The 22,742-nt window shown below is 74.5% G+C and carries 21 protein-coding genes; 12 read left to right on the top strand and 9 right to left on the bottom strand.

Translation table 11 applies throughout. The features are described 5' to 3' along the window. Positions 1–76: 76 nt before the first annotated feature. Complete coding sequence (gene treY / locus OG774_RS08375) at positions 77–2,428, bottom strand: malto-oligosyltrehalose synthase (protein ID WP_328308454.1); 2,352 nt, start codon at positions 2,426–2,428, stop codon at positions 77–79. Further along, positions 2,425–4,638, bottom strand: coding sequence for a glycogen debranching protein GlgX (glgX, locus tag OG774_RS08370; protein ID WP_328308452.1), 2,214 nt, complete (start codon positions 4,636–4,638; stop codon positions 2,425–2,427). The genes treY and glgX overlap by 4 nt, the downstream gene beginning before the upstream one ends. Positions 4,639–4,770: 132 nt before the next feature. On the opposite strand from glgX, the gene OG774_RS08365 reads away from it, so the two are divergent. From OG774_RS08365 to OG774_RS08345, 5 genes are all read left to right on the top strand, one after another. Further along, positions 4,771–5,199 carry an HIT family protein gene (locus tag OG774_RS08365; RefSeq protein WP_328308450.1) on the top strand — a complete coding sequence of 143 codons (429 nt, stop codon included), beginning with the start codon at positions 4,771–4,773 and terminating at the stop codon, positions 5,197–5,199. After that, positions 5,196–5,822: a histidine phosphatase family protein gene (locus OG774_RS08360; protein WP_328308448.1), complete on the top strand. Its 627-nt coding sequence runs from the start codon at positions 5,196–5,198 to the stop codon at positions 5,820–5,822. Before OG774_RS08365 ends, OG774_RS08360 begins: the two co-directional genes overlap by 4 nt. Then, entirely contained in the window at positions 5,819–6,481 is a 663-nt protein-coding gene (locus tag OG774_RS08355) for a TMEM175 family protein (RefSeq protein ID WP_328308446.1), read from the top strand. Before OG774_RS08360 ends, OG774_RS08355 begins: the two co-directional genes overlap by 4 nt. Positions 6,482–6,524: 43 nt before the next feature. Beyond that, complete coding sequence (locus OG774_RS08350) at positions 6,525–8,186, top strand: MFS transporter (protein ID WP_328308444.1); 1,662 nt, start codon at positions 6,525–6,527, stop codon at positions 8,184–8,186. 74 nt (positions 8,187–8,260) lie between these two features. After that, positions 8,261–9,814, top strand: a complete 1,554-nt coding sequence (locus tag OG774_RS08345) for an amidase (protein WP_328308442.1) — start codon at positions 8,261–8,263, stop codon at positions 9,812–9,814. 81 nt (positions 9,815–9,895) lie between these two features. On the opposite strand, the gene OG774_RS08340 is transcribed toward OG774_RS08345, so the two are convergent. Together OG774_RS08340 and OG774_RS08335 are read right to left on the bottom strand one after the other, a co-directional pair. Further along, positions 9,896–10,120 carry a DUF2630 family protein gene (locus tag OG774_RS08340; protein ID WP_328308440.1) on the bottom strand — a complete coding sequence of 75 codons (225 nt, stop codon included), beginning with the start codon at positions 10,118–10,120 and terminating at the stop codon, positions 9,896–9,898. A gap of 14 nt (positions 10,121–10,134) precedes the next feature. Next, a complete protein-coding gene (locus OG774_RS08335) occupies positions 10,135–12,312 on the bottom strand; it encodes a bifunctional lysylphosphatidylglycerol flippase/synthetase MprF (RefSeq protein WP_328308438.1) in 2,178 nt (725 codons plus the stop codon). A 162-nt stretch (positions 12,313–12,474) separates the two neighbouring features. Between OG774_RS08335 and OG774_RS08330 the strand changes: the two genes are divergently transcribed. The 4 genes from OG774_RS08330 (at position 12,475) to OG774_RS08315 (ending at position 15,251) form a co-directional block, all read left to right on the top strand. After that, positions 12,475–13,377, top strand: a complete 903-nt coding sequence (locus OG774_RS08330; RefSeq protein ID WP_328308436.1) for a cation diffusion facilitator family transporter — start codon at positions 12,475–12,477, stop codon at positions 13,375–13,377. Continuing rightward, entirely contained in the window at positions 13,365–13,940 is a 576-nt protein-coding gene (locus OG774_RS08325) for a hypothetical protein (protein ID WP_328308434.1), read from the top strand. Before OG774_RS08330 ends, OG774_RS08325 begins: the two co-directional genes overlap by 13 nt. 114 nt (positions 13,941–14,054) lie before the next feature. Continuing rightward, positions 14,055–14,843, top strand: coding sequence for a helix-turn-helix transcriptional regulator (locus OG774_RS08320; RefSeq protein WP_328308432.1), 789 nt, complete (start codon positions 14,055–14,057; stop codon positions 14,841–14,843). Positions 14,844–14,939: 96 nt separating this feature from the next. After that, entirely contained in the window at positions 14,940–15,251 is a 312-nt protein-coding gene (locus OG774_RS08315; RefSeq protein WP_328308430.1) for a hypothetical protein, read from the top strand. Between the two features lie 27 nt (positions 15,252–15,278). Here the strand turns inward: OG774_RS08315 and OG774_RS08310 are convergent, their stop codons facing one another. Then, complete coding sequence (locus OG774_RS08310; RefSeq protein WP_328308428.1) at positions 15,279–16,874, bottom strand: Na+/H+ antiporter; 1,596 nt, start codon at positions 16,872–16,874, stop codon at positions 15,279–15,281. Positions 16,875–16,971: 97 nt separating this feature from the next. Then, positions 16,972–17,619, bottom strand: a complete 648-nt coding sequence (locus OG774_RS08305) for a class I SAM-dependent methyltransferase (RefSeq protein ID WP_328308426.1) — start codon at positions 17,617–17,619, stop codon at positions 16,972–16,974. Between the two features lie 99 nt (positions 17,620–17,718). Between OG774_RS08305 and OG774_RS08300 the strand changes: the two genes are divergently transcribed. Beyond that, complete coding sequence (locus OG774_RS08300) at positions 17,719–18,678, top strand: cation diffusion facilitator family transporter (protein ID WP_328308424.1); 960 nt, start codon at positions 17,719–17,721, stop codon at positions 18,676–18,678. Positions 18,679–18,696: 18 nt separating this feature from the next. Beyond that, a complete protein-coding gene (locus tag OG774_RS08295) occupies positions 18,697–19,182 on the top strand; it encodes a methylated-DNA--[protein]-cysteine S-methyltransferase (protein WP_328308422.1) in 486 nt (161 codons plus the stop codon). Positions 19,183–19,206: 24 nt separating this feature from the next. On the opposite strand, the gene OG774_RS08290 is transcribed toward OG774_RS08295, so the two are convergent. Both OG774_RS08290 and OG774_RS08285 read right to left on the bottom strand, forming a co-directional pair. After that, positions 19,207–20,655 (bottom strand): hypothetical protein, encoded by a 1,449-nt coding sequence (locus OG774_RS08290; RefSeq protein WP_328308420.1) that lies wholly within the window; start codon positions 20,653–20,655, stop codon positions 19,207–19,209. A gap of 108 nt (positions 20,656–20,763) precedes the next feature. Beyond that, positions 20,764–21,069 (bottom strand): hypothetical protein, encoded by a 306-nt coding sequence (locus OG774_RS08285; protein ID WP_328308418.1) that lies wholly within the window; start codon positions 21,067–21,069, stop codon positions 20,764–20,766. A 20-nt stretch (positions 21,070–21,089) separates the two neighbouring features. Here OG774_RS08285 and OG774_RS08280 point away from each other — a divergent pair, with 20 nt between their 5' ends. Further along, complete coding sequence (locus OG774_RS08280; RefSeq protein WP_328308415.1) at positions 21,090–21,881, top strand: (2Fe-2S)-binding protein; 792 nt, start codon at positions 21,090–21,092, stop codon at positions 21,879–21,881. Between the two features lie 45 nt (positions 21,882–21,926). Here OG774_RS08280 and OG774_RS08275 read toward each other — a convergent pair whose 3' ends face one another. Further along, a complete protein-coding gene (locus OG774_RS08275; RefSeq protein WP_328308413.1) occupies positions 21,927–22,676 on the bottom strand; it encodes a M50 family metallopeptidase in 750 nt (249 codons plus the stop codon). Positions 22,677–22,742 lie beyond the last annotated feature (66 nt).

The raw sequence follows: 22,742 nt of genomic DNA, 5'->3' as shown, positions 1-22,742 counted from the left end.
CCCGTGATCAGCCGGCCCCACGGTCAGAGCGGAGATCGACATCGACCAGAGGGCCGGCTGACCTCTCGGACGCAGGTCAGGCCGGACGGACCAGCAGCGCGACCGGGAACCGGTCCAGGAGCGCGCCCAGGGCGGGCGCGGACCCGTCGACGGGCCGGCCGGTGACGACGTCGGTCCAGTCGTCCGCGGCGGCGGGCAGGGGCAGGACGGTGTCGCGCCAGCCACCGGACGCCCCCAGGCCCGCCGGGAGACGGGTGGCGACGGCCACGAGGCGCTCGCGACCGGCCGGGCCCCCGCGGGCGAACGCGACGGCGTGCGACGCGGCCGGCCCGGAGGCGGGCAGCGGCGCGTAGCCGGTGAACAGCTCGGGGCGGAAGCGCCGCAGGCGCAGCGCCGCGGAGGTGACCGCGAGCTTCACCGCTGCGAGCTCGTCCGGGTCTGCCTCGTCCCCGCCGTCGAGCGACGGCATCCAGCCGCCGTCGAGCCGCTCGAGCAGCCGACGACGCAGGTCGAAGTCGACGGGACGCCGGTTGTCGGGGTCGACGAGCGAGTACTCGAAGAGCTCGGTGCCCTGATAGACGTCGGGGACACCGGGCCCGGCGAGCTGCAGGAGCTTCTGGCCCAGCGCGTTCGACCGCCCATGTGCGCCGATCGCGGCGACGAACGCCTCGATCTCCGCGACGGCCTCGGGGTCGCCGAGCACCTGCCCGGGCCAGGCCGCGATCGCCTCGTCGACCTCGGGCACGGCGTCGACGTGCGCGGTGACGAGCTTGGCCTCCTTCGAGGCCTTCGTGAGGTAGCCCGCGAGGCGCTCCTCGGTGATCGGCCACGCCCCGAGCACCGACTGCCAGGCGAGCAGCTCCAGCGACGGGGAGGGGAGGGGGTGGCGCGCCGAGGCGGTGCGCAGGAAGGCGCCCCACTCGGCGGTGAGCTCGCTGAGCACGGCGAGCCGCGCGCGGACGTCCTCGGAGCGCTTGGTGTCGTGCGTGGAGAGCGTCGTCATGGTCGCCGGGGTCGCGGCGTCCCGGGCCGCGGCGCGGGCGTGGAACTCGGTGGCCGCGACGCCGAAGCGATCGGGGGCCCCGCCGACCTCGTTGAGCGCGACGAACCGGTTCCAGCGGTAGAACGTGGTGTCCTCGACGCCCTTGGCGGTGACCATCCCGCTGGTCTGCTCGATGCGACGCGTCAGCGCGCCGTCGGGCTCGGCGAGCATGCCGGCGTGGATCGTGCGGACGATCCCGGCGAGCTCCGGGCGTGCCGTCGCCGCGGTGTCGACCGCGCGGTCCAGCGACGCCCGTCCCTCGGGCAGGTAGGAGCGGTAGACCGGGAACGAGCACAGGAGCTCCGCGACGGCGTCGCGCACCTTCTCGGGGTCGTCGTCGCCGGGCACCAGGGCGGCGATGCGCCGCACCTCGGCGACGAGGATCTCGTCGGTGACCAGCCGTCGCGCCGCGTGCTCGGTGGGGGAGAGGCCCTCGCGGACGCCCGTGTGCTCGGCGGTGACGGCGTCGACGAGCGCCTCGCCGCGCGGGTCGACGAACAGGCCGCCGATCTCGCGCAGCGCCTCGTAGCCCGTGGTGCCGTCGGCGGGCCAGGACAGGGGCAGCGTCTCGTCCGGACCGAGGATCTTCTCGACGAGCAACCACGCCTCCCTCTCGGCGTGCCCCCTTGAATCCAGGGCGGCGCGGAGCCGACGCAGGTAGGCGCCGGGCGCGGAGAGGCCGTCGGGGTGGTCGATGCGCAGGCCGTCGAGCTGGCCCGCGGCGCGCCAGCGCAGCACCTCGGCGTGGGTGGCGTCGAAGACCGCGGGGTCGTCGACGCGGACCGCGGCGAGGTCGGAGACGTCGAAGAAACGCCGGTAGGTGAGCTCGGCGTTGCCGCGCCGCCAGTGCACGAGCCGGTAGTGCTGGCGCTCGTGCACCTCCTGCGGCGTGCCGTCCCCGGTGCCGGGCGCCACCGGATACCGGTGCTCGTAGTACCGCAGCTCGCCGTCGACCAGCTCCAGCGCGGAGACGTCCTCGGGCGACCCGAGCACGGGGATCAGGAGTGGTTGCGAGAGGTCGGCGTCGTACCAGGACGCGTACTCCGAGTCGGGCCCGTCGCGCAGCAGCGACCACCACGACGGGTTGGCCTCGGGGACCGCGACGCCCATGTGGTTGGGCACGAGGTCGACCAGCACGCCCAGCCCCGCGGCCCGCAGGGTGGCGACGAGGTCGCGCCGCCCGGACTCACCGCCCAGCTGGTCGTTGGCCCGCGTCGGGTCGACGACGTCGTACCCGTGCATCGATCCCGGCGCGGACTGCAGGATCGGTGAGCAGTACAGGGCCCCGACGCCGAGGGACTCGAGGTAGTCGACGAGCCCGCGGGCGGCTGCGAAGTCCTGCGCGGGGGAGAGCTGCAGCCGGTAGGTGGACGCCGGGATGCTCACGACTGCTCCGTCAGATCGGTGCGCTGCAGCAGCAGCATCGAACGCGCGGTGACCGCGAGGACGTCGCCCCCGATGTGCTCGGGGAGGTCCTCGGGCAGGCTCGGGGCCGCCCGGGTCTGGATCGTGCGGGCGGTGCCGACGACGACCTCGCCGCTCGTGGTATCGAGCACGACGGCCCAGCGGTGCGGGAAGCCCTCGCCGGGGAGCGTGACGTCGACGTCCTCGTAGTGGGCGTTGAAGATCAGCATGAACGAGTCGTCGATGACACGCTGGCCGCGGGCCTCGCTCTCGAGGATGCCGTCCCCGTTGAGGAACACCGTGAGCACGGCCGCCTCGCTGGACTCCCAGTCCTGGTCGGTCATCTCCTCGCCCGACGAGGTGTACCAGGCGATGTCACGCTGGGCCTGGGCGTCGCCGGCGACCGGGCGGATCGTGCGCCCGTTGAAGAAGCGCCGGCGCCGGAACACCGGGTGGGAGGCGCGCAGCTCGGAGACCCGGCCGGTGAAGTCCATCAGCTCGGAGTCGGACTTCTCCGGCGACCACTCCATCCAGGAGATCTCGGAGTCCTGGCAGTACCCGTTGTTGTTGCCGTACTGGGTGCGCCCGATCTCGTCGCCGTGCAGCACCATCGGCACGCCCTGGGACAGGAACAGCGTGGCCAGGAAGTTGCGGCGCTGACGCTGCCGGAGCTCGCGGATCGCCTCGTCGTCGGTGGGGCCCTCGACGCCGTGGTTCCAGGAGTTGTTGTCGTCGGCGCCGTCCTGGCCGTCCTCGCCGTTGGCCTCGTTGTGCTTGTCGTTGTAGGAGACGAGGTCGTTGAGGGTGAAGCCGTCGTGCGCGGTGACGAAGTTGATCGACGCGTACGGCCGGCGCCCGTCGTCCTGGTAGAGGTCCGACGAACCGGTGAGCCGGGCCGCGAACTCGCCCATGGTGCCCGGCGTCCCGCGCCAGAAGTCGCGGACGGTGTCGCGGTACTTGCCGTTCCACTCGGTCCAGCCGGGCGGGAAGTTGCCCACCTGGTAGCCGCCGGGACCGACGTCCCAGGGCTCGGCGATGAGCTTGACCTGCGAGATCACCGGGTCCTGCTGGACGAGGTCGAAGAACGTCGAGAGCCGGTCGACGTCGTAGAACTCGCGGGCGAGGGTGGACGCGAGGTCGAAGCGGAAGCCGTCGACGTGCATCTCGGTGACCCAGTAGCGCAGCGAGTCCATGATCAGCTGCAGCGTGTGCGGGTGCCGGACGTTGAGCGAGTTGCCGGTGCCCGTGTAGTCCATGTAGTACCGCTCGTCGTCCTCGACGAGGCGGTAGTAGGCCTGGTTGTCGATGCCGCGCATCGACAGCGTCGGGCCCTGGTGGTTGCCCTCCGCGGTGTGGTTGTAGACGACGTCGAGGATCACCTCGATGCCCGCGGCGTGCAGGTCGCGCACCATCGCCTTGAACTCCTGGACGTGCGCGCCCGGCGCCGGGCGCCCGGTGGCCGACGGCGTCGCGTAGCCGTAGTGCGGGGCCAGGAAGGCGACAGTGTTGTAGCCCCAGTAGTTGCGCAGCTCGCGCTGGATCAGCGCGTCGTCGTGGATGAACTGGTGCACCGGCATGAGCTCGATCGCCGTGATGCCGAGGCGCTGGAGGTGGGCGATCGTCGCCGGGTGGGCCACGCCGGAGTACGTGCCCCGCATCTCCTCGGGGACGTCCGGGTGGAGGTACGTGAGCCCCTTGACGTGCGCCTCGTAGATCACGGTGTCGTGGTACGGGGTGCGCGGGGGACGGTCCTCGTGCCAGTCGAAGAACGGGTTGATCACCACGGACTTGGGCACGTGGTGCGCCGAGTCGTCGTGGTTGACCTCGTCGGGGTCGTCGAAGTGGTACGAGAAGAGCGCCTCGTCCCACGCGTACGTGGTGCCGAGCGTGCCGTCGAGGGCCTTGGCGTACGGGTCGATGAGCAGCTTGTGGCTGTTGCAGCGCTGCCCCTGCTCCGGGTCGTACGGGCCCTCGACGCGGTAGCCGTAGCGCTGCCCGGGGACGATGCCGGGCAGGTAGCCGTGCCAGACGAACCCGTCCCGCTCCGGCAGGGACACCCGGATCTCCTCGCCGGTCTCGTCGAAGAGACACAGCGTGACGTGCTCGGCGACCTCGCTGAAGAGCGCGAAATTGGTGCCGGCCCCGTCGTAGGTCGCGCCCAGGGGGTAGGACGTGCCGGGCCAGGGCTGCATCAGGGCTTCCTCCGGGGAGTACGGGGTGAGCGGGGGGAGACGCTGGACGGGTGCCCGATGCGCAGATCGAGAATACGGTGCCCTCCCGACGGCGCCGACCGGGAGCGTGGGCGCGTCGTTACGATCCCCGGCGTGGCCACCGTCTTCACGAAGATCATCAACGGCGAGCTGCCGGGGCGTTTCGTCTGGTCGGACGACCGCGTGGTCGCCTTCCTCTCGATCAACCCCCTGGGGCCCGGACACGTGCTGGTGGTGCCGCGGGAGGAGGTCGACCAGTGGCTCGACGCCCCGGACGGCCTGCTCGAGCACGTCATGACGGTCGCGCGCGCCGTCGGCTCCGTGATCCGCGACACCTGGTCGCCGCCGCGCGTGGCGCTGATGGTCGCGGGCTTCGAGGTCCCGCACCTGCACGTCCACGTGCATCCGGCCTGGGGCCTCGAGGCGTTCGACTTCAGCCGGGCCGACAGCGACCCCGACCAGGGCGAGATGGACCGGGCCGCGGAGTCGATCCGCGCCGGGCTCCGCGCCGCCGGTCACGGATCCGCCGTGCCCGAGGCGTGACGCAGCTGGTGCTGGTCCGCCACGGCGAGCCGCTCGCGGCGACCGTCGAGCCGGGCGGGCCGGACGAGGTGGTCGGCGCCGACCCCGGCCTGTCCGCCCGGGGCCGCCGGCAGGCCGAGCGGTTCGCCGCGTGGCTCGCCGCGACGCCCGAGCGCGACGACGTCACCGAGATCGTGACCTCGACGATGCGCCGGTCCCGCGAGACCGCGGACCCGGCGGTGCGCCTGCTCGGGGTCCCGGAGCCGCCGGCCGTCGAGGACCTCTGCGAGTTCGATCGCGGCCGGCCCACCTACCGCCCGGTGCACGAGCGCGACCCGGACGACGAGGACTGGAAGGCCATCCGGGCCGGCGTCTACCCGTCGTTCGTCGACGGGCCGGCCTTCACGTCGCGCGTGGTCGCCGCCCTCGACACGATCGCCGCCCGCCAGGACCCGCGGGCCAGCGCCGTCGTCGTCTGCCACGCGGGCGTGATCAACACCTACCTCGCGGTGATCCTCGGACTGGAGCGCCCGCTGACGTTCCCGCTGCACCACACCTCGGTGTCCCGGGTGCTGGTCTCGCGCTCGGGGGCCCGGCGCGTGAGCTCGATCAACGAGACCCAGCACGTCGAGGACCTGCGGTGACCGATCCCGAGCCGGTCCCCGACGTCGACCCGGACGTCGACCCGGACCGGCTCGGCCCCGAGCGGCTGCTGGCCTTCAGCGACGGGGTCGTGGCGATCGCGCTCACGCTGCTCGTGCTGCCGCTCGCCGAGCTGGTGCCCGAGACGGCCGGACCCGAGGCCACGGGCCTGGAGGTGCTGCGCGAGAACGTCGCGCCGATCGGGAGCTTCCTGCTGAGCTTCGTCGTCATCGGGCGCTTCTGGGCCGCGCACCACCGGCTGTTCGGCCGGGCCAGGACCGCGAGCCGCGCGCTGGTCCAGTGGAACCTCGCGTGGCTGCTGACGATCGTCGTGCTGCCGTTCCCGACGGAGATGGTCGGCGCGTACTCGGAGGACCCGTTCACCCTGCGCTTCTACGTCGCCACGCTGCTCGTCTCGAGCGCCCTGCTGTCGTGGATGACGGTCCTGATCGGCCGCACCCTGGGGCCTGCCGAGCGCGCCGGTCTGCGCGCCATGTCGTTCGGCGGCACCACGCTGGCGCTGGTGGTGGTCTTCGTCGTGACCCTGGTGGCGCCGCAGCTGGGCTACTGGCCCATCCTGCTGCTCTTCCTCAGCTCGGTGCTGGACCGCCTGCTCCACCCGCTGACCCGCCGCGTCCTCACGGGGTCGTCCGGGCGCTGAGGCGCTCTTGTCGTCGGGTGGGCCCGCAGACGACGCTCGCACCATGAGCTCGTCCACGACGTCGCGCGCCGGGCGACGCACGGTCCTCGCGGCCATGACGCTCGCCAACGCGATGATCCTGGTGGACCAGACGGCGGTGCCCCTGGCGCTGCCCGACATCGCCCAGGACTTCGGCGTGAGCGCGCTGCTCGTGCAGTGGGTGCTCACCGCGAGCCTGCTGCCCCTCGCCGGCCTGCTCGTGCTGGGCGGCCGCCTCGGCGACCTCCTCGGGCGCCGGCGCGTGTTCCTCGTCGGCGCGGTGGTGTTCGCCGGGGCCTCGGCGGTCGGCGGCGCGGCGCCGAGCTTCGGGGTGCTGCTCGCCGCCCGGGTGTGCCAGGGCGCGGGCGGGGCGCTCATGCTCCCGGCGACGGTGGCGATCCTCTCCGCCGCGTTCGACCCGCGCGAGCGCGGCCGCGCGCTGGGGGCCATGGGTGGCATCGCCGCCACCGCGGGCGCGCTCGGCCCGACGATCGGCGGGGTGCTGACCTCGGCGCTCAGCTGGCGCGCGGTGCTGCTGGTCAACCTGCCCCTGCTCGTCGTCACGTTGTGGGCGACCCTGCGCGCGGTTCCTGCCGACGGCCCGCGACGCCGGGGGCTGCACGTCGACCTCCCCGGTGCCGCCCTGCTCGGCCTCGTGCTCGTCGGACTCGTGTTCGGGCTCGCCCAGACGACGAGCGACGGCTGGACGGCGCCCGACGTGGTCGTCCCGCTGGTCGTCGCCCTCGTCGCGGCCGTGCTGTTCGTCCGCCGGGAACGGCGCGTCGCCGACCCGCTGCTCGATCTCCGCCTCCTGGCCACGAGCCGCAACTACTGCGGGGCGACGATCAGCCAGGGGCTGGCCGGCATGGCGGAGATGGGTCTCGGGCTGATCCTGCCGCTCGCCCTCGTGCTCAACCTGCAGATGGATCCGGCGCTCGCCGGCCTCGCACTGCTCTCCACGACCGTGCCCATGGTGCTGATCGCCCCCGTGGTCGGCCGCTGGTACGACGCGTCCGGCGGCCGTCCGCCGCTGGTGGTGGGGTTCGGGCTCCTGGCCCTGTCGGGGATCCTCCTCGCGCTCGGCATGCCCGCCAACGAGTTCTGGTGGCTCCTACCGGGGCTGGTCACCTACGGGCTCGGGCTCGCCGTGGTGCTCACCGTCAACGACCCCGTCGGCCTCGACACCGTCCCCGAGAGCGACCACGGCCAGGCCTCGGGGGTCTCCGCCACCGCGGAGCAGGGTGGCGGGGCCGTCGGGATCGCCCTGCTCTACGCCCTGCTGCACCTGACCTACCTGTCGTCGCTCACCGCCGGTATCGCGGAGCGGGGGCTCCCACCGCTGACCCCGGAGTCCGGGGCCGAGCTGCGCGACGCCCTCCAGGCCGCCGAGCAGACCGGGCTCGTGCCGAACACGTTCGACCCACAGGTCGTGCAGTACCTCGAGGTCACGCAGACGGCGTCGGACCACGGGTACGTCGCCGCCTTCCTGGTGGTCAGCGCGCTGGCGCTCCTCGGCGCCGTCACCTCGGCGTGGCTCGTGCGCCGCCCGCCCGACCCCGCCATCGGGGTCGCCGAGCAGGAGGTGCCGGAGGTGGCGGGGGGCGAGGACGAGGCCCCGGCCCGCCACCCGGTCCGGCCGGCCCGCCTGGCCTCGTCCCGGGCGCGCACCACCGTCACCCGCTCGTGACCCCGCCGGTCGGTCCCCGTCCCTACGGTGGGGCTCCCGACCAGGTCCCGTCCCGGATCCCCCGAGGAGACGCCGTGCCCGTCACGCCCCCCACCCCCGAACAGCTGGCCGCGCTCGCCGCGCGCGACGGCCTCGGTCTCGACGAGGCCGGGCTCGCGGCCTTCGCGCCGCTCGTCGAGGGGTCGTTCGGCGCCTACGACCGCGTCGAGGAGCTCTGGGCCGCCCAGGCCCCGGCCACCCCGCAGCGGGAGTGGTGGTGGCCCGCCGAGGGCGAGAACCGGTGGGGCGCCTGGTACGCGCGCTGCCACGTCGAGGGTGCCCAGGACGGCCCGCTGGCCGGTCGCACGCTGGCGGTGAAGGACAACACCGCCGTCGCCGGCGTGCCGATGGCCAACGGCTCCCGCCTGATCGACGGCTTCGTCCCGTCCCGGGACGCCACGGTCGTGACGCGCCTGCTCGAGGCCGGCGTGACGGTGACGGGCAAGTCGGTCTGCGAGGACCTCTGCTTCTCGGGCGCCAGCCACACCTCGCACACCGGTCCGGTGCGCAACCCCTGGGACCCGAGCCGCATCACCGGCGGGTCCTCGAGCGGGAGCGCGGCGCTGCTCGCCGCGGGCGAGGTCGACCTCGCCACCGGTGGTGACCAGGGCGGGTCGGTGCGCATGCCCGCCGCCATGAGCGGGATCGTCGGCCACAAGCCCACCCACGGGCTCGTGCCCTACACCGGCGCCTTCCCCATCGAGGCGACGATCGACCACCTCGGCCCGATGACGCGCACCGTCGCGGACGCGGCGCTCGCCCTGGGAATCATGGCGGGCCCGGACGGGCTCGACCCGCGCCAGCCCGACACGATCGCGCCGGTGGACTACCTGCTCGAGATCGCGCGGGGCGCCGAGGGCCTGCGGGTCGGGGTCGTCAGCGAGGGCTTCGGGCACGCGGGCCTCTCGGTGCCCGGCGTCGACGCCAGCGTGCGGGACGCGGTGGAGACCCTGACGCGGGCCGGTCTCACCGCCGAGGAGGTGTCGGTGCCGTGGCACCGGCACGCGTTCGACCTCTGGACCGTGGTCGCCACGGACGGCGTCGTCGCCCAGATGATCGAGGGCAACGGCTGGGGCATGAACTGGGAGGGTCTCTACGACCCGGACCTCATCGCGCACTACGGCCGGGCGCGCGCCGCGGGCGGGCACCTGTTCTCCGACACCGTGAAGATGGTGACCATGGCCGGCCGGCACGCCCTGGCCACCGAGCACGGCCGGCACTACGCGATGGCGCGCAACCTGCTGCCCGCCGCCCGCGCGGGCTACGACGCGGCGCTCGCGCAGTACGACGTGCTGGTGATGCCCACGGTGCCGATCCTCGCGACGCCCATCGTCGCCGACGACGCCCCGGTGGCCGAGGGCGTCGCCCGGGCCCTGGAGATGATCGTCAACACGGCCCCGACCGACGTCACCGGGCACCCGGCGACGTCCGTGCCCGCGGCCCCGGCCGACGGCCTGCCGGTCGGGCTGATGATCGTCGGACGGCAGTTCGACGACGCCACCTGCCTGCGCGTCGCCCACGCCTTCGAGCAGGCGGTCGGCGGGTTCCCGTCGCCGCCGGTGGCCGCGTCGGCGGTGCCGGCGGGCTGACCGAGGTTCCGCGCGAAGGGCACCTTCAGCCGGATAGAGCGGCGAGGGGTGCCCTTCGCCCGGACCAGGAGCGCGCGAGCCCTACTGCAGGTAGTCGTGCACCTGCTTCTCGGTCGCCGTGCCCGCGTCGCCCCCGTACTGGCTGCCCGCGCGGCGGCGGCGCAGCGCGTCCCAGAGCTGGTCGAGCTGCTCCTCGATCTGGGCCAGGCGCGCCCGGTCGTCGGCGGTGATCGCCTCGCCGTGCGCCCGCAGGCGGTGCTCCTCGTCCACGAGCGCGTGGATCGTGTCCAGGGTGTCGTCGGCCATGCCGGCGAGCCTAGTCAGCTGCGCACGAGGGCGACGAGGTCCCGCACCCGGGCGTGGGGGAGGTAGGCGCGCCCGATGCCCAGGCCGACGCGCGGGAGGTCCGCCTCGTCGCGGTAGACGAGGAACATCGGCTCGTAGCGCGGCTGGAACTTCGCCTTGAACGCGTGCAGCGAGCGGAAGCCGTAGTAGGGCTCGAGCAGCTCGCCCATGCGGTCGAGCACGCGGTCGAGGACGAGCTCGCCGTCCCCGGCGCCGTCCTCCTCGTCGCCGGCGCGGGCCAGCGGGGCGCCGGACAGGGAGATGAAGCGCGCGCCCTCGGCCTGGAACGTCAGGCACGCCTGGGCGATGAGGAACTCGACGACCGCGCGGAACCCGTCCTGGCGCCGCCGCATCACGTCGAGGGTCCAGCCGACGACGGCGCCGTCGGGGCCGTACACCGGCAGCCATGAGGTGACGCCGTGGACGGTGCCCTCGGCGTCGACGGCGAGCCCGGTGCGCACCTCGGGGTCGAGGGCCTCCTCGACCCCGCCGAGGGTGAAGCCCATCTCGGGCAGCCCCTTGTCGCCGACCCACTCCTCCGAGATGGCCCGGACCTGCGCGACGATCGCGCGCGGCTCCGCGGAGAGCATGACCATCCGGTGCTCGATCCCCGCCTTGCCGGCCCGGTTGAACGAGCTGCGCACGTTCTGCCAGGCCTTGCCCTTGAACTCGAGCCCGTCGAGGTCGACGAGGGTGTCCTCGGCGACCTGCAGCGCCCGCCAGCCCGTGGCCCGGGCGTGGTCGGCGAGGGCCTCGGTGGTCGAGAACAGGCAGGGAACCCAGCCGGAGCGCTCGGCCGTGGCGCGGAACTCCTCGAGCGCCGTGGCGCGCTCGGCGGGCGCGACGATCGGGTCGCCGAGGGCCACCGCGACGCCGGCGTGGACCCGGTACGCGGTGACGCCGCCCTCGGGGAGGTCCTCGTGGGCGAGGTACCGGTTCTCCGGCCAGGTGGTCATCCACGACAGGTTCGAGCCGCCGAGGCGGTGCAGCGCCTCGCGGGCCACTTCCGGACCCGACGCGCTGCCGCCCGGCCGGCGACGCAGACGGCGCCGCGAGGGGACGGCGAAGGCGGCGCGTCCGACGACGAGCCACACGAGCAGCGCGGCCCACAGCACCGCGTTGGGCACGAAGACCGCGAGACCGACGAGCTCGAGCTGATCCCTCTGGTCGGTGACCTGCGCGAACACGACGGCGGCGGCCACGACGAGCCCGAGCAGCGTGTAGAGGACCCCGAGGACCAGGCCGGCGATCCAGGCGATCCGGCGCCCGCGGCGCAGGCCCTCGGCGAGCAGCAGCGAGATCACCACCGACACGACGGTCTCGGTGACCGTGGAGTCCGACGCCGTGTCGCCGAGCGGGCCGACGACGGGGACGACGAGCGTCAGCACGCGGATCGCGGCGATCGCGAGCAGCCCGACCGCGGCCACCTGCCGCCACTCCCGGCGTCCGTGCCCCCCGACGGAGGCGGACGAGTCGGCCGACGCCGACCCGGCGAGCCTCGAGCCCAGGGGCAGCCCGACGACGAGGGCGAGGAAGTGCCCGACGTCGGCGAGGTGGCCCAGGAACAGCAGCCCGACGAACACGAGCAGGGCGAGCGCGAGCCGCAGCCGCAACCGCCAGGGCGCGGGGACGGTGGCCGACGCGACGGCCACCACGGCGACGAGGCCCGCGGACAGGCCCGCGGTGAGCGAGGTCGAGAGGTCGACGGCCCAGAGCCAGCCCGTGGTGGCGAGGACGGCGACCAGCGCGAGGGTCACCAGCACCGCGCCGATCTGGCCGGTGACGAGCACCGCGGCCGTGCGCCCGGACCCGAGGCGGCCCTCGGCCCAGAAGAGCGCCACCGCGGCGACCACCAGGAGCACGAGCGCGCTCACCGGGTGCAGCGCGACCAGGGGCGCGGTGAGGATCGTCCAGAAGTGCCCGGCCTCCAGGGGCGGGAGGCCGGTGGCGACGGCGTCGGCCCAGGTCCGGCCGGCCAGCGGGCTCCAGAACGCCCCCGTGGCGAGGCCCGCGACCGCGAGCAGCAGCACGGTCGTCGCGGTCACCGGGCGGTGCCGCGCCCGGCGGGCGAGCTCGGTGGCACCGGCGCGCGCACGATCCGCGCGTGACGGGCCGGTCTCGGTCTCCGCCTCCGGCGGGGCCGTCACCGTCATGTGGGTCTCCTCGAGACGGTCACATTGAGCAACATGGTCGTCGCTCGTTCGGCTGAAGGGGTGAGTACACCTCGCAGTGTCCGATGCGGACCGCCGTCTGACAATCCTCTGAGTGATCGAGACTCTCTCGACGCGGAGCGGCCGGAGCGTCACGATCACCGCGTGGACCCCGACCGCCGTGATCGGCGCCTGCTCCTGCTCTCGGTGTGGGCGTCCGGGGCCTTCGCCCTCGTCTCCTCGGTGTGGGGCATCCTCAGCGGCTCGTCCATGATCGTCTTCGACGGCCTCTCCTCGTTCATCAGCGTCGGGCTCTCGATGCTCGCGGTGATCGCGCTGCGCACCTCGCGGGCCGGCGCGGACGAGCGCTACCCGTGGGGTCGCGAGATCTGGGAGCCCGTCACCGTCGTCGTCAAGGCGATCGCGCTGGCCGCGCTGTGCATCTACGCCGTGGTCGGCGGCATCTCCGACCTGCTCGCCGGCGGTCGGGAGGTCTCGACGGGCTGGGCGCTGGCGTACGCGATCGTCGCCACCGTCAGCGGCGCCGTCGTCACCGTGCTGATGCGCCGGGGCGGGCGGTCCGACCTGGTGCGCGCCGAGGCCGCCGAGTGGTTCGGGGACACGCTGCTCTCGGTCGGGGTGCTCGTCGGGTTCGTCATCGCGATCGTGCTGGTCGGGATCGGGCGCCCGGACCTCGCCGCCTACGTGGACCCGGCGATGGTCGTCATCGTGTCCCTGCTGTTCCTGCGCATCCCGTTCCGGCTGGTCGGCGGCGGCATGCGCGAGATCCTCTCGATGTCCCCGCCCGAGGAGACCCGGGCCGCGCTGGACGAGGCGGTCGAGGCGGTCCGCGCGCGCTTCGGGATCGAGGAGGCGTTCCTGCGGGCGTCGAAGGTCGGCACCCGCGTCGATGTGGAGGTGGACTTCGTGGTGGGGGAGGACTCGTCGGTGCGCACGGTGGCCGACGGCGACCTGGTGCGCCAGGCGCTGCACGACCGGCTCGCCGAGCAGGGGCACGAGCGCTCGGTGACCGTCGCGTTCACGACCGAGCGGCGGTGGGCGCTGTGACCGGCGTGCCGGTGGTGGTGCGCCTGCGGCGTCCCGAGGAGATGGTCACCGGCGACCCGGCGGGCCTGCTCGACGACGACGGGGACGACACCCGCACGGTGCCCGCGGTCGACGAGATCCTGAACGAGGTGCTCTCACGCCGCCGGGTCGGGCGCCGCGACCGGCTGGTGCTCGAGATGCCCGCGGCCGCCGCCGGGGCGGACGTCGCCGCGACGACGGCCCGCCTGGAGAGGGCCCTGCGACGCTGGGCGCAGCGGCGCCTCGAGGGCGTCGAGCGCGAGGCGCACGTGCTCTACCGCCAGGGTCTCGCCTCGTTGCGCCCCGGCCTCCCGCTCTTCGTCATCGGCCTGCTGCTCTCGACCGACTTCCTCGCCCCGGACGTCCCGGAGTTCTTCCAGAACCTCCTGGGCAACGGCGTCTTCCTCGTCATCGCCTGGGTCGGGCTCTGGTACCCGCTCGACCTGCTGTTCTTCGCCCGGCTCCCGCTGCGCCGGGAACGGCGGGCCCTCGACACCCTGCGCACGATGCCCGTCGAGATCCGGGTGCTCCCACGATCGGGGTGAGTGCAGCGACCGGGTGACGTCTGCGGCCGAACGGGGACGGATGCTCGACCACGCAGCGTCGTCGGAGGATCCTTTCGGGCAGTTCATCCCGGACCCCGGTGTCGAGGTCGGCCCATGCTCACCACACCGCACGACAACGCGTGGCTGGACCTCGTCGCGGACCTGGTCGCCCAGCCGCTGACGGCGTGGCCCGCCGAGGAGGTCGTCGAGCTCCTCGCCGGGACCTTCGACGCGCCGGCCGGGTCGTACTACGGCCAGGACGGCGACGTGATCGAGCAGCGCCCGTGGCCCGCGGACTTCGGCGGCGGCGTCGACCGCGCGGAGATCGAGCGCTGGACGATCGAGCAGGCACCGCGGGAGCACCCGCTGCTGCGGTGGTACCTCGCGAGCGGGGACCCGCGGGCGATGCAGGTGGCCGACGTCCCCACGACGGTCGCGTCCGTCGGTCTGCAGGACCAGTGGCGGTCGCTGTGCAACGAGTACCTCGGCGGGGTGTCCTCCCAGATGGCCCTGCCGCTGTGCCTGGGCCCGACGGCGAACCGCACGTTCCTGATCGGGCGCGAGGACGACTACAGCGCTCAGGAGGTGGCCCTCGCGCGTCGCCTCCAACGGCTGCTCACGGGCCTGGACCGCCAGATCGCGTGCTACGCCCGCTGGGTGCACCTGGTGGGTCCGTGCGCGCTGGAGGCGGCGAGCGCGGGCGGGCTGACGCCCCGGGAGTCCTCGGTGCTGGCCCTGCTCGCGTCGGGCTACACGGCCCGGGCGATCGCCCGCAGGCTCCACGTCGGCGAGCGCACCGTGCAGAAGCACCTCCAGCGGATCTACCGCAAGCTCGGGGCGGGCGACCGCCTCGTCGCCGTCCAGCGCGCGCAGCTGATCGGCCTGCTGCCGGCGCCGACGTAGGTCCCGGTCGGGAGGGGTCCCGGTACGTAGTTCCCGTCCCTGGGCGGCCGCCGCGCGCCGTGGGGTGATGGTGGACCACCACACGGGGGAGGACCCATGCTCGCCACCACCGACATGTTGAGCAGGCTGACCGACGTGCGCAGCCGCATCGCGACGTGCCGCCGCGCGGTGGACGACGACGCCGGCGCGTCGGTCGTCACCGCCGCCGTCGTCCGGGAGTTCGACACCAAGGCCGACAAGGCCATGGCGACCGCCGACGACGCCCGGCGCGACGCGATCATCGAGCTCGAGCAGGCCGCCGACAGCGCGCGGGTGGCGGCGAAGGCCGACCCCGACCTCGGCAGCGCGGCCCGCGACGCCGTGGAGGACGCCCACCTGGCGATCTGCATCCTCAAGACGGAGGTCTGAGGGCCGGAGAGTCCGGGGCGCCCGCTCCTACCGGTCGAGCATCGCCTCCTCGTAGTCGAGCTCGCGGAGCATGTCGCGCAGCACGCCCTCGTCGATGCGGCCCATGTCCCGGAAGCGCACGAAGGTGTCGCGCTCGGCGGTCAGCATCTCCCGGCGCAGGCGGGTGAAGGCCACCGACGGAGACTCGCCGATCTCCTCGTCGGAGCGCCCGAGGCGTTCCCACGCGCCGTTGGAGCGGTGCTGCGCCCAGGTGCGCAGCTGCTCGGTGACGTGCTGCGGGGTCGAGTCGTCGGAGAGGTCGTCCAGGCGGGACAGGGCGGCCTCGGCGGCGGCCTGCTTCACCGCGGCCTCGTCGAGCACGTCGCGCTGCCCGCCCTTGTCCTGGACGTGCAGCCGGCGGATGACGGTGGGGAGCGTGAGGCCCTGCAGGAGCAGGGTGCCGACGGTGATGACGAACGCCGCGAACACCACGACGTCGCGACCCGGCATCCCGGGCGTCATCTCGTCGCCGACGGGGATCGCGAACGCCGCGGCCAGCGTCACCACGCCGCGCATGCCGGCCCAGGAGATGACGAACGGGCCCCGCCAGGGCAGCGCGGGTCCGGCCCGCCGCACCTTGGGCAGCACCCGCGGGAGATAGATCGTCGGGAAGACCCAGACGAAACGGGCCAGGATCGTCACGACGAGCAGGGCGAGCGAGACGCCCAGGATGCGCCCGGCGTCCTCACCCAGCCCGTCGACCACCACCCGCAGCTGGAGGCCGATCAGCGCGAAGACCAGCGCCTCGAGCAGGGTGTCGAGGGCCTTCCACACCGCCTGGTCCTGCAGGCGCGTGGCGTAGCCCGCCTCGGTGGCCTTGTGACCGAGGTAGAGCCCGGCGACGACCACGGCGAGCACCCCGGAGGTGTGCAGCTCCTCGGCGAGCAGGTAGATCGCGAAGGGGACGAGCAGGCCGACCGAGCTCTCGAGCACGCCGTCGTGCAGGCGCATCCGGATGCGGTGCAGCACCCAGCCGAGCCCGGCGCCGAGGGCCACGCCCCCGACCGCGGCCAGGGCGAACTCGCCGAGGCCCTCGAGGATCGTCACGCCGGTGCCGACCGTGGTGGTCGCGATCGCCACGGCGAGCAGCACGCGGAAGAGCGTCAGCGCGGTGGCGTCGTTGAGCAGGCTCTCGCCCTCGAGGATCGTCATGAGCCGGCGCTGGAGGCCCAGACGGCGCCCGATCGACGCCGCGGCGACCGCGTCGGGCGGGGCGACGACGGCGCCGAGCACCAGCGCGCTGGCCAGGGGCAGGTCGGGTACCAGCAGCCACGCCGCGATCCCGACCACCGCGGTGCTGAACACGACGAGGCCGATCGCCAGCTGGCTGATCCGCTTCATGTTCTCGCGCAGGCGCAGCGTCGAGCTCTCCAGCGCCGCCGAGTACAGCAGCGGGGGCAGGACGAGGAAGAGCACGAGGTCGGGGTCCAGGGGGACCACCGGGACGCCGGGGACGAACGACATCGCGAGCCCCACCACCACGAGCAGCAGCGGCGCGGAGAGCGCGTAGCGGCGGGCGATCGCCGTGACGCCGAGGGCGATGACGAAGACGACGAGCAGCGCCCGGGGATCGGCCTCGGTCATGAGGCGTGCGGGCGCGGTTCCGGCGGGGTGATCACCGTGCCGCCCGGGTCGTCGGCCAGGAACGACTTGAGGTCACGTCCGCGCGGATCGACGGCCATCAGGGGTGTCCTTCCCGGGTGTGGACGCTGACCACGTAGCCCCCGCCGCGGTAGGGCTCCTCGCCCGCCCAGTCGGCGCTGCGGCCGGTGAGCTCGAGGCCGGCGGCCGTCGCGGCGGCGTCGTAGTCGGCCAGGGTGGGGAAGCCGACGCCGTCGGGGAGGGCGAACGGCACGTGCTCGCCGTCGAGCCCGAAGCCGGCGACGAGCAGCCCGCCGGGCCGCAGGTGGCGCGCGAGCCCGGCGACGACCTCGGCGTGCGTGCCGGGGGTCAGCAGCGGCCACAGGTTGCCGGCGGCGACGACGGCGTCGACGGTGCGGTCGAGGTGCAGCGCTCCGGGTTCGCCGAGGTCGACCAGGCGCCAGTCGAGCTCGGGCGCGAGCGCGCGGGCCTCGCCGAGCATCGAGGCGTCGAGGTCGACGCCGACCACCCGGTGGCCGAGCTGGGCGAGCCGGATCGCGACACGCCCGGTGCCGCAACCGGCGTCGAGCACGTCGCCCGGCCGGCCGAGCCTCTCGCGGATCAGCGCGTCGACGCGCCGGGCCTCCCCGTGCAGGTCCCGGCCCTCGCGCTCGAGCGCGGCGAACCGCGCGGCGTAGCCCGGTCCGGCCGTGCCACCGGTGACGGCGAGCCAGGGGTTGACGGGCACCGGCACACTCTAGGGCCGTCGGCGGTGTCCGTTGCGCTGTCGTGTGGTGTACGGCGCCGCCGCGCCCGTATGCGTATGTGTGCATGTATGGTCGGGGCCGTGGGGCACGGACATGGTCACGGACACGGCGCCGGTGCCGACGATCGGCGGCGGCTCGGCGTCGCGCTCGGCATCACCGCCCTGGTGCTCGTCGTCGGCGCCGTCGGCGCGGTCCTCACCGGGTCGCTGGCGCTGCTCGCCGACCTCGGGCACGTCGGCACCGACGTCGTCGCCCTCGGCACCGCCCTCGCCGCCTCCGCGCTCGCCGCCCGCCCGCCGAGCCGCCGCCGGACCTTCGGGCTCGGCCGCGCCGAGGTGCTGGGTGCCGCGCTCAACGCGGTGCTGCTGCTCGGGGTCACGGTGTGGGTCGCGATCGAGGCGGTCGAGCGCCTCGCCAGCCCCACCGAGGTGCCCGGCGGCGCACTGCTGGTCTACGGCCTCGTCGGTCTCGTCGGCAACGTCGTCGCGCTGGCGGTCCTGCAGCGCGGCAGCGGCGGGATGAACGTCCGCGGCGCCGCGCTGCACGTGCTCGGCGACGCGCTGGGCTCGGTGGCCGTGCTCGCCGCCGCCGTCGTCACCCTGACCACCGGCTGGGCCTACGCCGACACGCTCGCCTCGCTGGTGATCGTCGCGATCCTCCTGCCCCGCACCGTGGCCCTCCTGCGCGAGACCGGGCACGTGCTGCTCGAGGGCGCGCCCGCGGGCATCGACGTCGACGACGTGCACACCGCGCTGCTCGACGTCGAGGGCGTCGCGGAGGTCCACGACCTGCACGTCTGGGCGATCAACGACCGCAGCCCCGCCGTCTCGGCCCACCTCGTGATCTCCGACGAGGGCTGCGCCACCGCCGACTGCGGCGAGCACGGGGTGCTCGACCGCGCCACGACCCTCCTGCGCGAACGCTTCGGGCTCGAGCACAGCACGCTGCAGATCGAGGGCGTCGAGCACTCCGACCACGAGCAGGCCTGCGAGCCGCCCGTCGTCATCGCCGAGCGGGTGCGGGGCCTCGGGGCGGGCTGAGGGGCACACTGGGCCGCGATGGGCACCTCGCACACCGTCGTCGACAGCCCGCTCGGGCCGCTGACCCTGCGCGCCGAGGACGGCGTGCTCTCCGGCCTCTACATGACCGAGCACCGGCACGGTCCCGCGCCCGATGCGCTCGGGCCGCGCGCCGACGACGGGCTGGCGCCGGTGCGCGAGCAGCTCGCGGCCTACTTCGCGGGCGAGCTCACGGCGTTCGACCTCCCGCTCGCCCTGCACGGCACGGCGTTCCAGGAGCGCGTCTGGGCGGCGCTGCGCGACATCCCCTACGGCGTGACCACGACCTACGGCGAGCTCGCCGCCGCGCTCGGGTCCCCGACGGCCTCCCGGGCCGTGGGGCTCGCCAACGGCCGCAACCCGATCAGCATCGTCGTGCCCTGCCACCGCGTGGTCGGGGCGAACGGGTCGCTCACGGGCTACGGCGGCGGCGTCGCGCGCAAGCGCGCCCTGCTCGACCTGGAGTGCGGGGCGCTGACGCTCTGAGGCCCGGGCGGCGGGTGCTGCGGGTCAGCGGCCCTCGGCCGAGCTCGCGTGGGGCGGCCCGGCCTGCTCGATCGGCTCGGCCTGCGCCGTCTGCCCTGCCTGCCCTGCCTGCTCGGCCTGCTCGGCCTGCTCGGCCTGCTCGGCGGCGCGGCGGGCCGCGTCACCGTCCGGGTCGAACCACGGGTGGCCGCCGCGCGACGCCGGGGGTTCGGGGGCCTGCGGGGGTGTGGCGGCCTGCGCGGGTGCCGGGGCCTGCCGGGTCTGCGGTGGTGCCGGGGTCTGCGGGCGCTGTGGGGTGCCGAGGTAGTGCCCGGGGGTCGGAGCCGCGGCGGAGGTCGCGGCGGCGGAGGTCGCCGCGCCGGCGGGGACGGGCTCGTCGGCCGGCTCGTTCGCCCCGTCCGTGCCGGTCGCGTCGTCGCCCGGGTCCTCGCCCGGGTCCTCGCCCGGGTCCTCCGCGACCGCCTCGTCGACGGCCGGGTCCTGGGCGGGGTCCTCGTCCTCGGCCCGCTCCTCTGTCGTGCCCTCGGTCGTGCCCTCTGTCGTGGCCTCGTCGGCGACGACGTCGTCCTCCTCGGCCGGCTGCTCGTCGGACCCGCCGGCGGGCTCTGCGGGGTCGGCGGCCGCGAACACCGTGGTCTCGGGCACCTCCTGCTGCTCCGCCGCGATCGACCCGGTGTCCGAGCGCTCCTCGTCGGCGTCGACACCCTCGAGGTCGCCCGGGTACTCGGTGTCCTCCGCGGCCTCGTCCTCGCCGGGGGCGTCCTGCGGGTTGCCCGGGTAGCGCTCGTCGTCCTGCGCCGCCGCGAACGTCTCGGTGACCGCCGGCTCCTCGGCAGCCGTCTCCTCGAGGGCCGGCTCCTCGACGGGCCGGGCCGGGGGAGGACCGGGCATCGGGCGCCCGGGTCCGGGGTGACCCATGGCGGGGTAGCCGCGGGCGGGGGTGCCGGGCCCCGGCCGGCTCGTGCCGGGCAGGGGCATCGAGGGCAGGGGCATCGAGGAGGGGGGTTCGGGGCGAGGGCCGCCGACCGGGAGGAAGGTCGTGCCCTCCTCGGCCACCACCTGGGCGCCGCGGTCGTCGAGCAGGGCGTGCCGCCCGGTGGGCGTGCGGTCCTGCTCCATGGCCGGGACGGGCGTCGGGGCCGCCGCCGGCTCCGTGGCCGTCGGCAGCCGCCGGAAGAGGGCGATGAGCAGCAGCGTCCAGGACAGGACCTGCAGCACGATCACCACGAAGCCGAGCGCGCTGGACAGCGGCAGCAGCGTCTCGGGCGTCAGGCCGAAGGCCTGGATCGAGGCCGCCGCCACGAGGAAGGTCGTGATGACGACGACCACGAGCTGCAGCGCCAGCCCGAGGATGGCCGGGCCCGTGACGGTCGGCAGCGAGCGGCGTCGCAGCACCGCGAGCACGAGACCGACGATCACCGGTACTCCCACCGGCAGGAAAGCGGCGGCGAGACGGACGCCGGAGTCGAGCATGGCGACGAACCTAACGGAACGGGACCGATCGGCGGAGCAGTGACCTCCCCGATCCGGCCGGGACGTGGCGGAGCGTGACCGCTGTCGAGCAGCGGGTGACGGCGGGCGTCAGGGGAGGACCACCGGGTCGGTGACGTCGAGGTCGGGGAAGCCGAGCTGCCGGGCGACCTCGCGGGCCTCGTCGATGTCGATGGGGTCCCCCGAGCCGGTGTGCAGCCACAGGAGCGAGTCCGGCTGGGTGCTGGCGTGCCAGCGTCCGTCGATCCCGAGCCGGGCGCCGCGCCGCACACCGCGTCCGCGCAGGTCGTAGCGCAGCAGGGTCGGTCCGAGGGTGCCCGCCCGGTCGATCCAGAACGAGAAACGGGCCGGCCCGCTCCGGCGCCTGCGACGTCCCCCCGTGCTCGAGACGCTCATGTCCTCCAGCATGGGTCGCTGTGGGCGTCGAATCGACCGGCCGTCAGGGGAACCCGGCTGCCCCGATCGCCCCGGTCGTCCGCGTCCGGGCTGTGCTCGCCGAGGCGGACGCGGTCGGCGGCTTCTTCGCGATCTCGACCCGCGACGAGGAGGCCGCCGACCCGTCGTGGCGACCCCTCGCGTCGCTGTACGCCGTGCCCGACACCGGTCCCGACCCGGTCGGCGACCGCCTCGCGGCCGTCGCCGAGGGCCTGGACGCGGGGCGGCGGGTCGCGGCGTCGCTGCTCACGCAGTCGCTGGCGTCCCGCCCGGTGTCGGTCCTGCTCTGCGCGGCGACCGCGGGCGTGCTGCCCGACCTGTCGCCGCGGACCGTGCTGCACGCCCGCCCGTGGGCCGGCGGGCCGGTGCCGCTGTGGGCGGACCCCGAGCGGCTCACGGGCACGGAGCTCGGCGCCCCCGACGACCCGCTCACCGCCGCGGCCCTCGCCGAGGTGCTGGCCCGGGACCACCTCGCGCCGCTGGTCGCCGGCGTCCGGGCCCGGGAGTCGGTGTCGGAGCAGGTGCTGTGGGGCAACGCGACGTCAGCGCTCGCCGGGGCGGTGCGGGTGCTCGGCGGCGAGCGCCCCGACCGCCACGACGCCGCGCTCGCGCTCGTGCGGGGCGTGCTCGCGCACGAGCCCTTCGCGGGGTTCGGGCGCTTCGTCGCCGACCCCGGCCACCCGAGCGGCATCGGGTTCGCCCGCACCACGTGCTGCCTCTACTACCGGGTGCCCGGCGGCGGGAAGTGCGCCGACTGCGTCCTCCGCCGGTGACGCCGTGAGCGAAGTTCCCGGCCATGGCCGGGAACTTCGCTCACGTCAGGCGGGCGGCCAGACCACGAGCAGGCGGCCGGCGCCGATCAGCGCGAAGATGCCGACCAGGGCGAACAGCGCGACCCAGATGCCGCCCGGGACGCCGGTGAGGCGCTCGAGCTGGTCGGCGTCGGAGTCGGGCGCGCGGCGCCGGGTGCGCTTGCGCTGCACCTCGAGCACCGTGCGCAGGCCGCCGAGGATGAGGAACCAGGTGATGAAGCAGGCGAACCCGTACTGGACGTTCGCCGATCCGTAGACCGCGACCACGACGAAGATCGCGCCGGTGAGCGCCACCGACAGCACGCCGTAGGCGTTGCGGATGAGGATCAGCGTCGCGAGCAGCAGGACGACGGCGATCACGAGCATCGCCGAGATCGCGTCCGCGGCCACGAGCGCCGCGGCGCCGACCCCGAGGACCGGCGGGGTGGCGTAGCCGGCGGCGGCCGTCGCGACCATGCCCGGCCCGTCGCGGCGTCCCTTCGACACCGTGACGCCCGAGGTGTCGGAGTGCAGCAGGATCCGGGTCAGCGTGCGCCCCGAGCAGATCGCGACCAGGGCGTGCCCGCCCTCGTGGGCGATGGTCACGACGTTGCGGGCCAGGCGCCACGTGCCGTGGACGCCGACGACGAGCAGCGCGACGAGGCCCGCGAGGATCACCAGCGTGGCCTGCGTCTGGCCGCCGGTGAGCTCGTCGAGGGTGCCGTCGAGGGTGCTGCTGGAGGGCAGCTCGAACGGGAGCGAGAGGCCGGTCGTCACGATGGGTGCACGGTATCGGGGCGGCCCACCTCGTCACGTACCGGTGCGACGACCATGCTGAGGCGG

The sequence above is a fragment of the Actinomycetospora sp. NBC_00405 genome, from assembly GCF_036044095.1.
GTDB classification, from domain to species: domain Bacteria; phylum Actinomycetota; class Actinomycetes; order Mycobacteriales; family Pseudonocardiaceae; genus Actinomycetospora; species Actinomycetospora callitridis.
The sequence above is the reverse complement of the archived record's forward strand: the minus strand, read 5'-3'. Positions and strand labels throughout refer to the sequence as shown.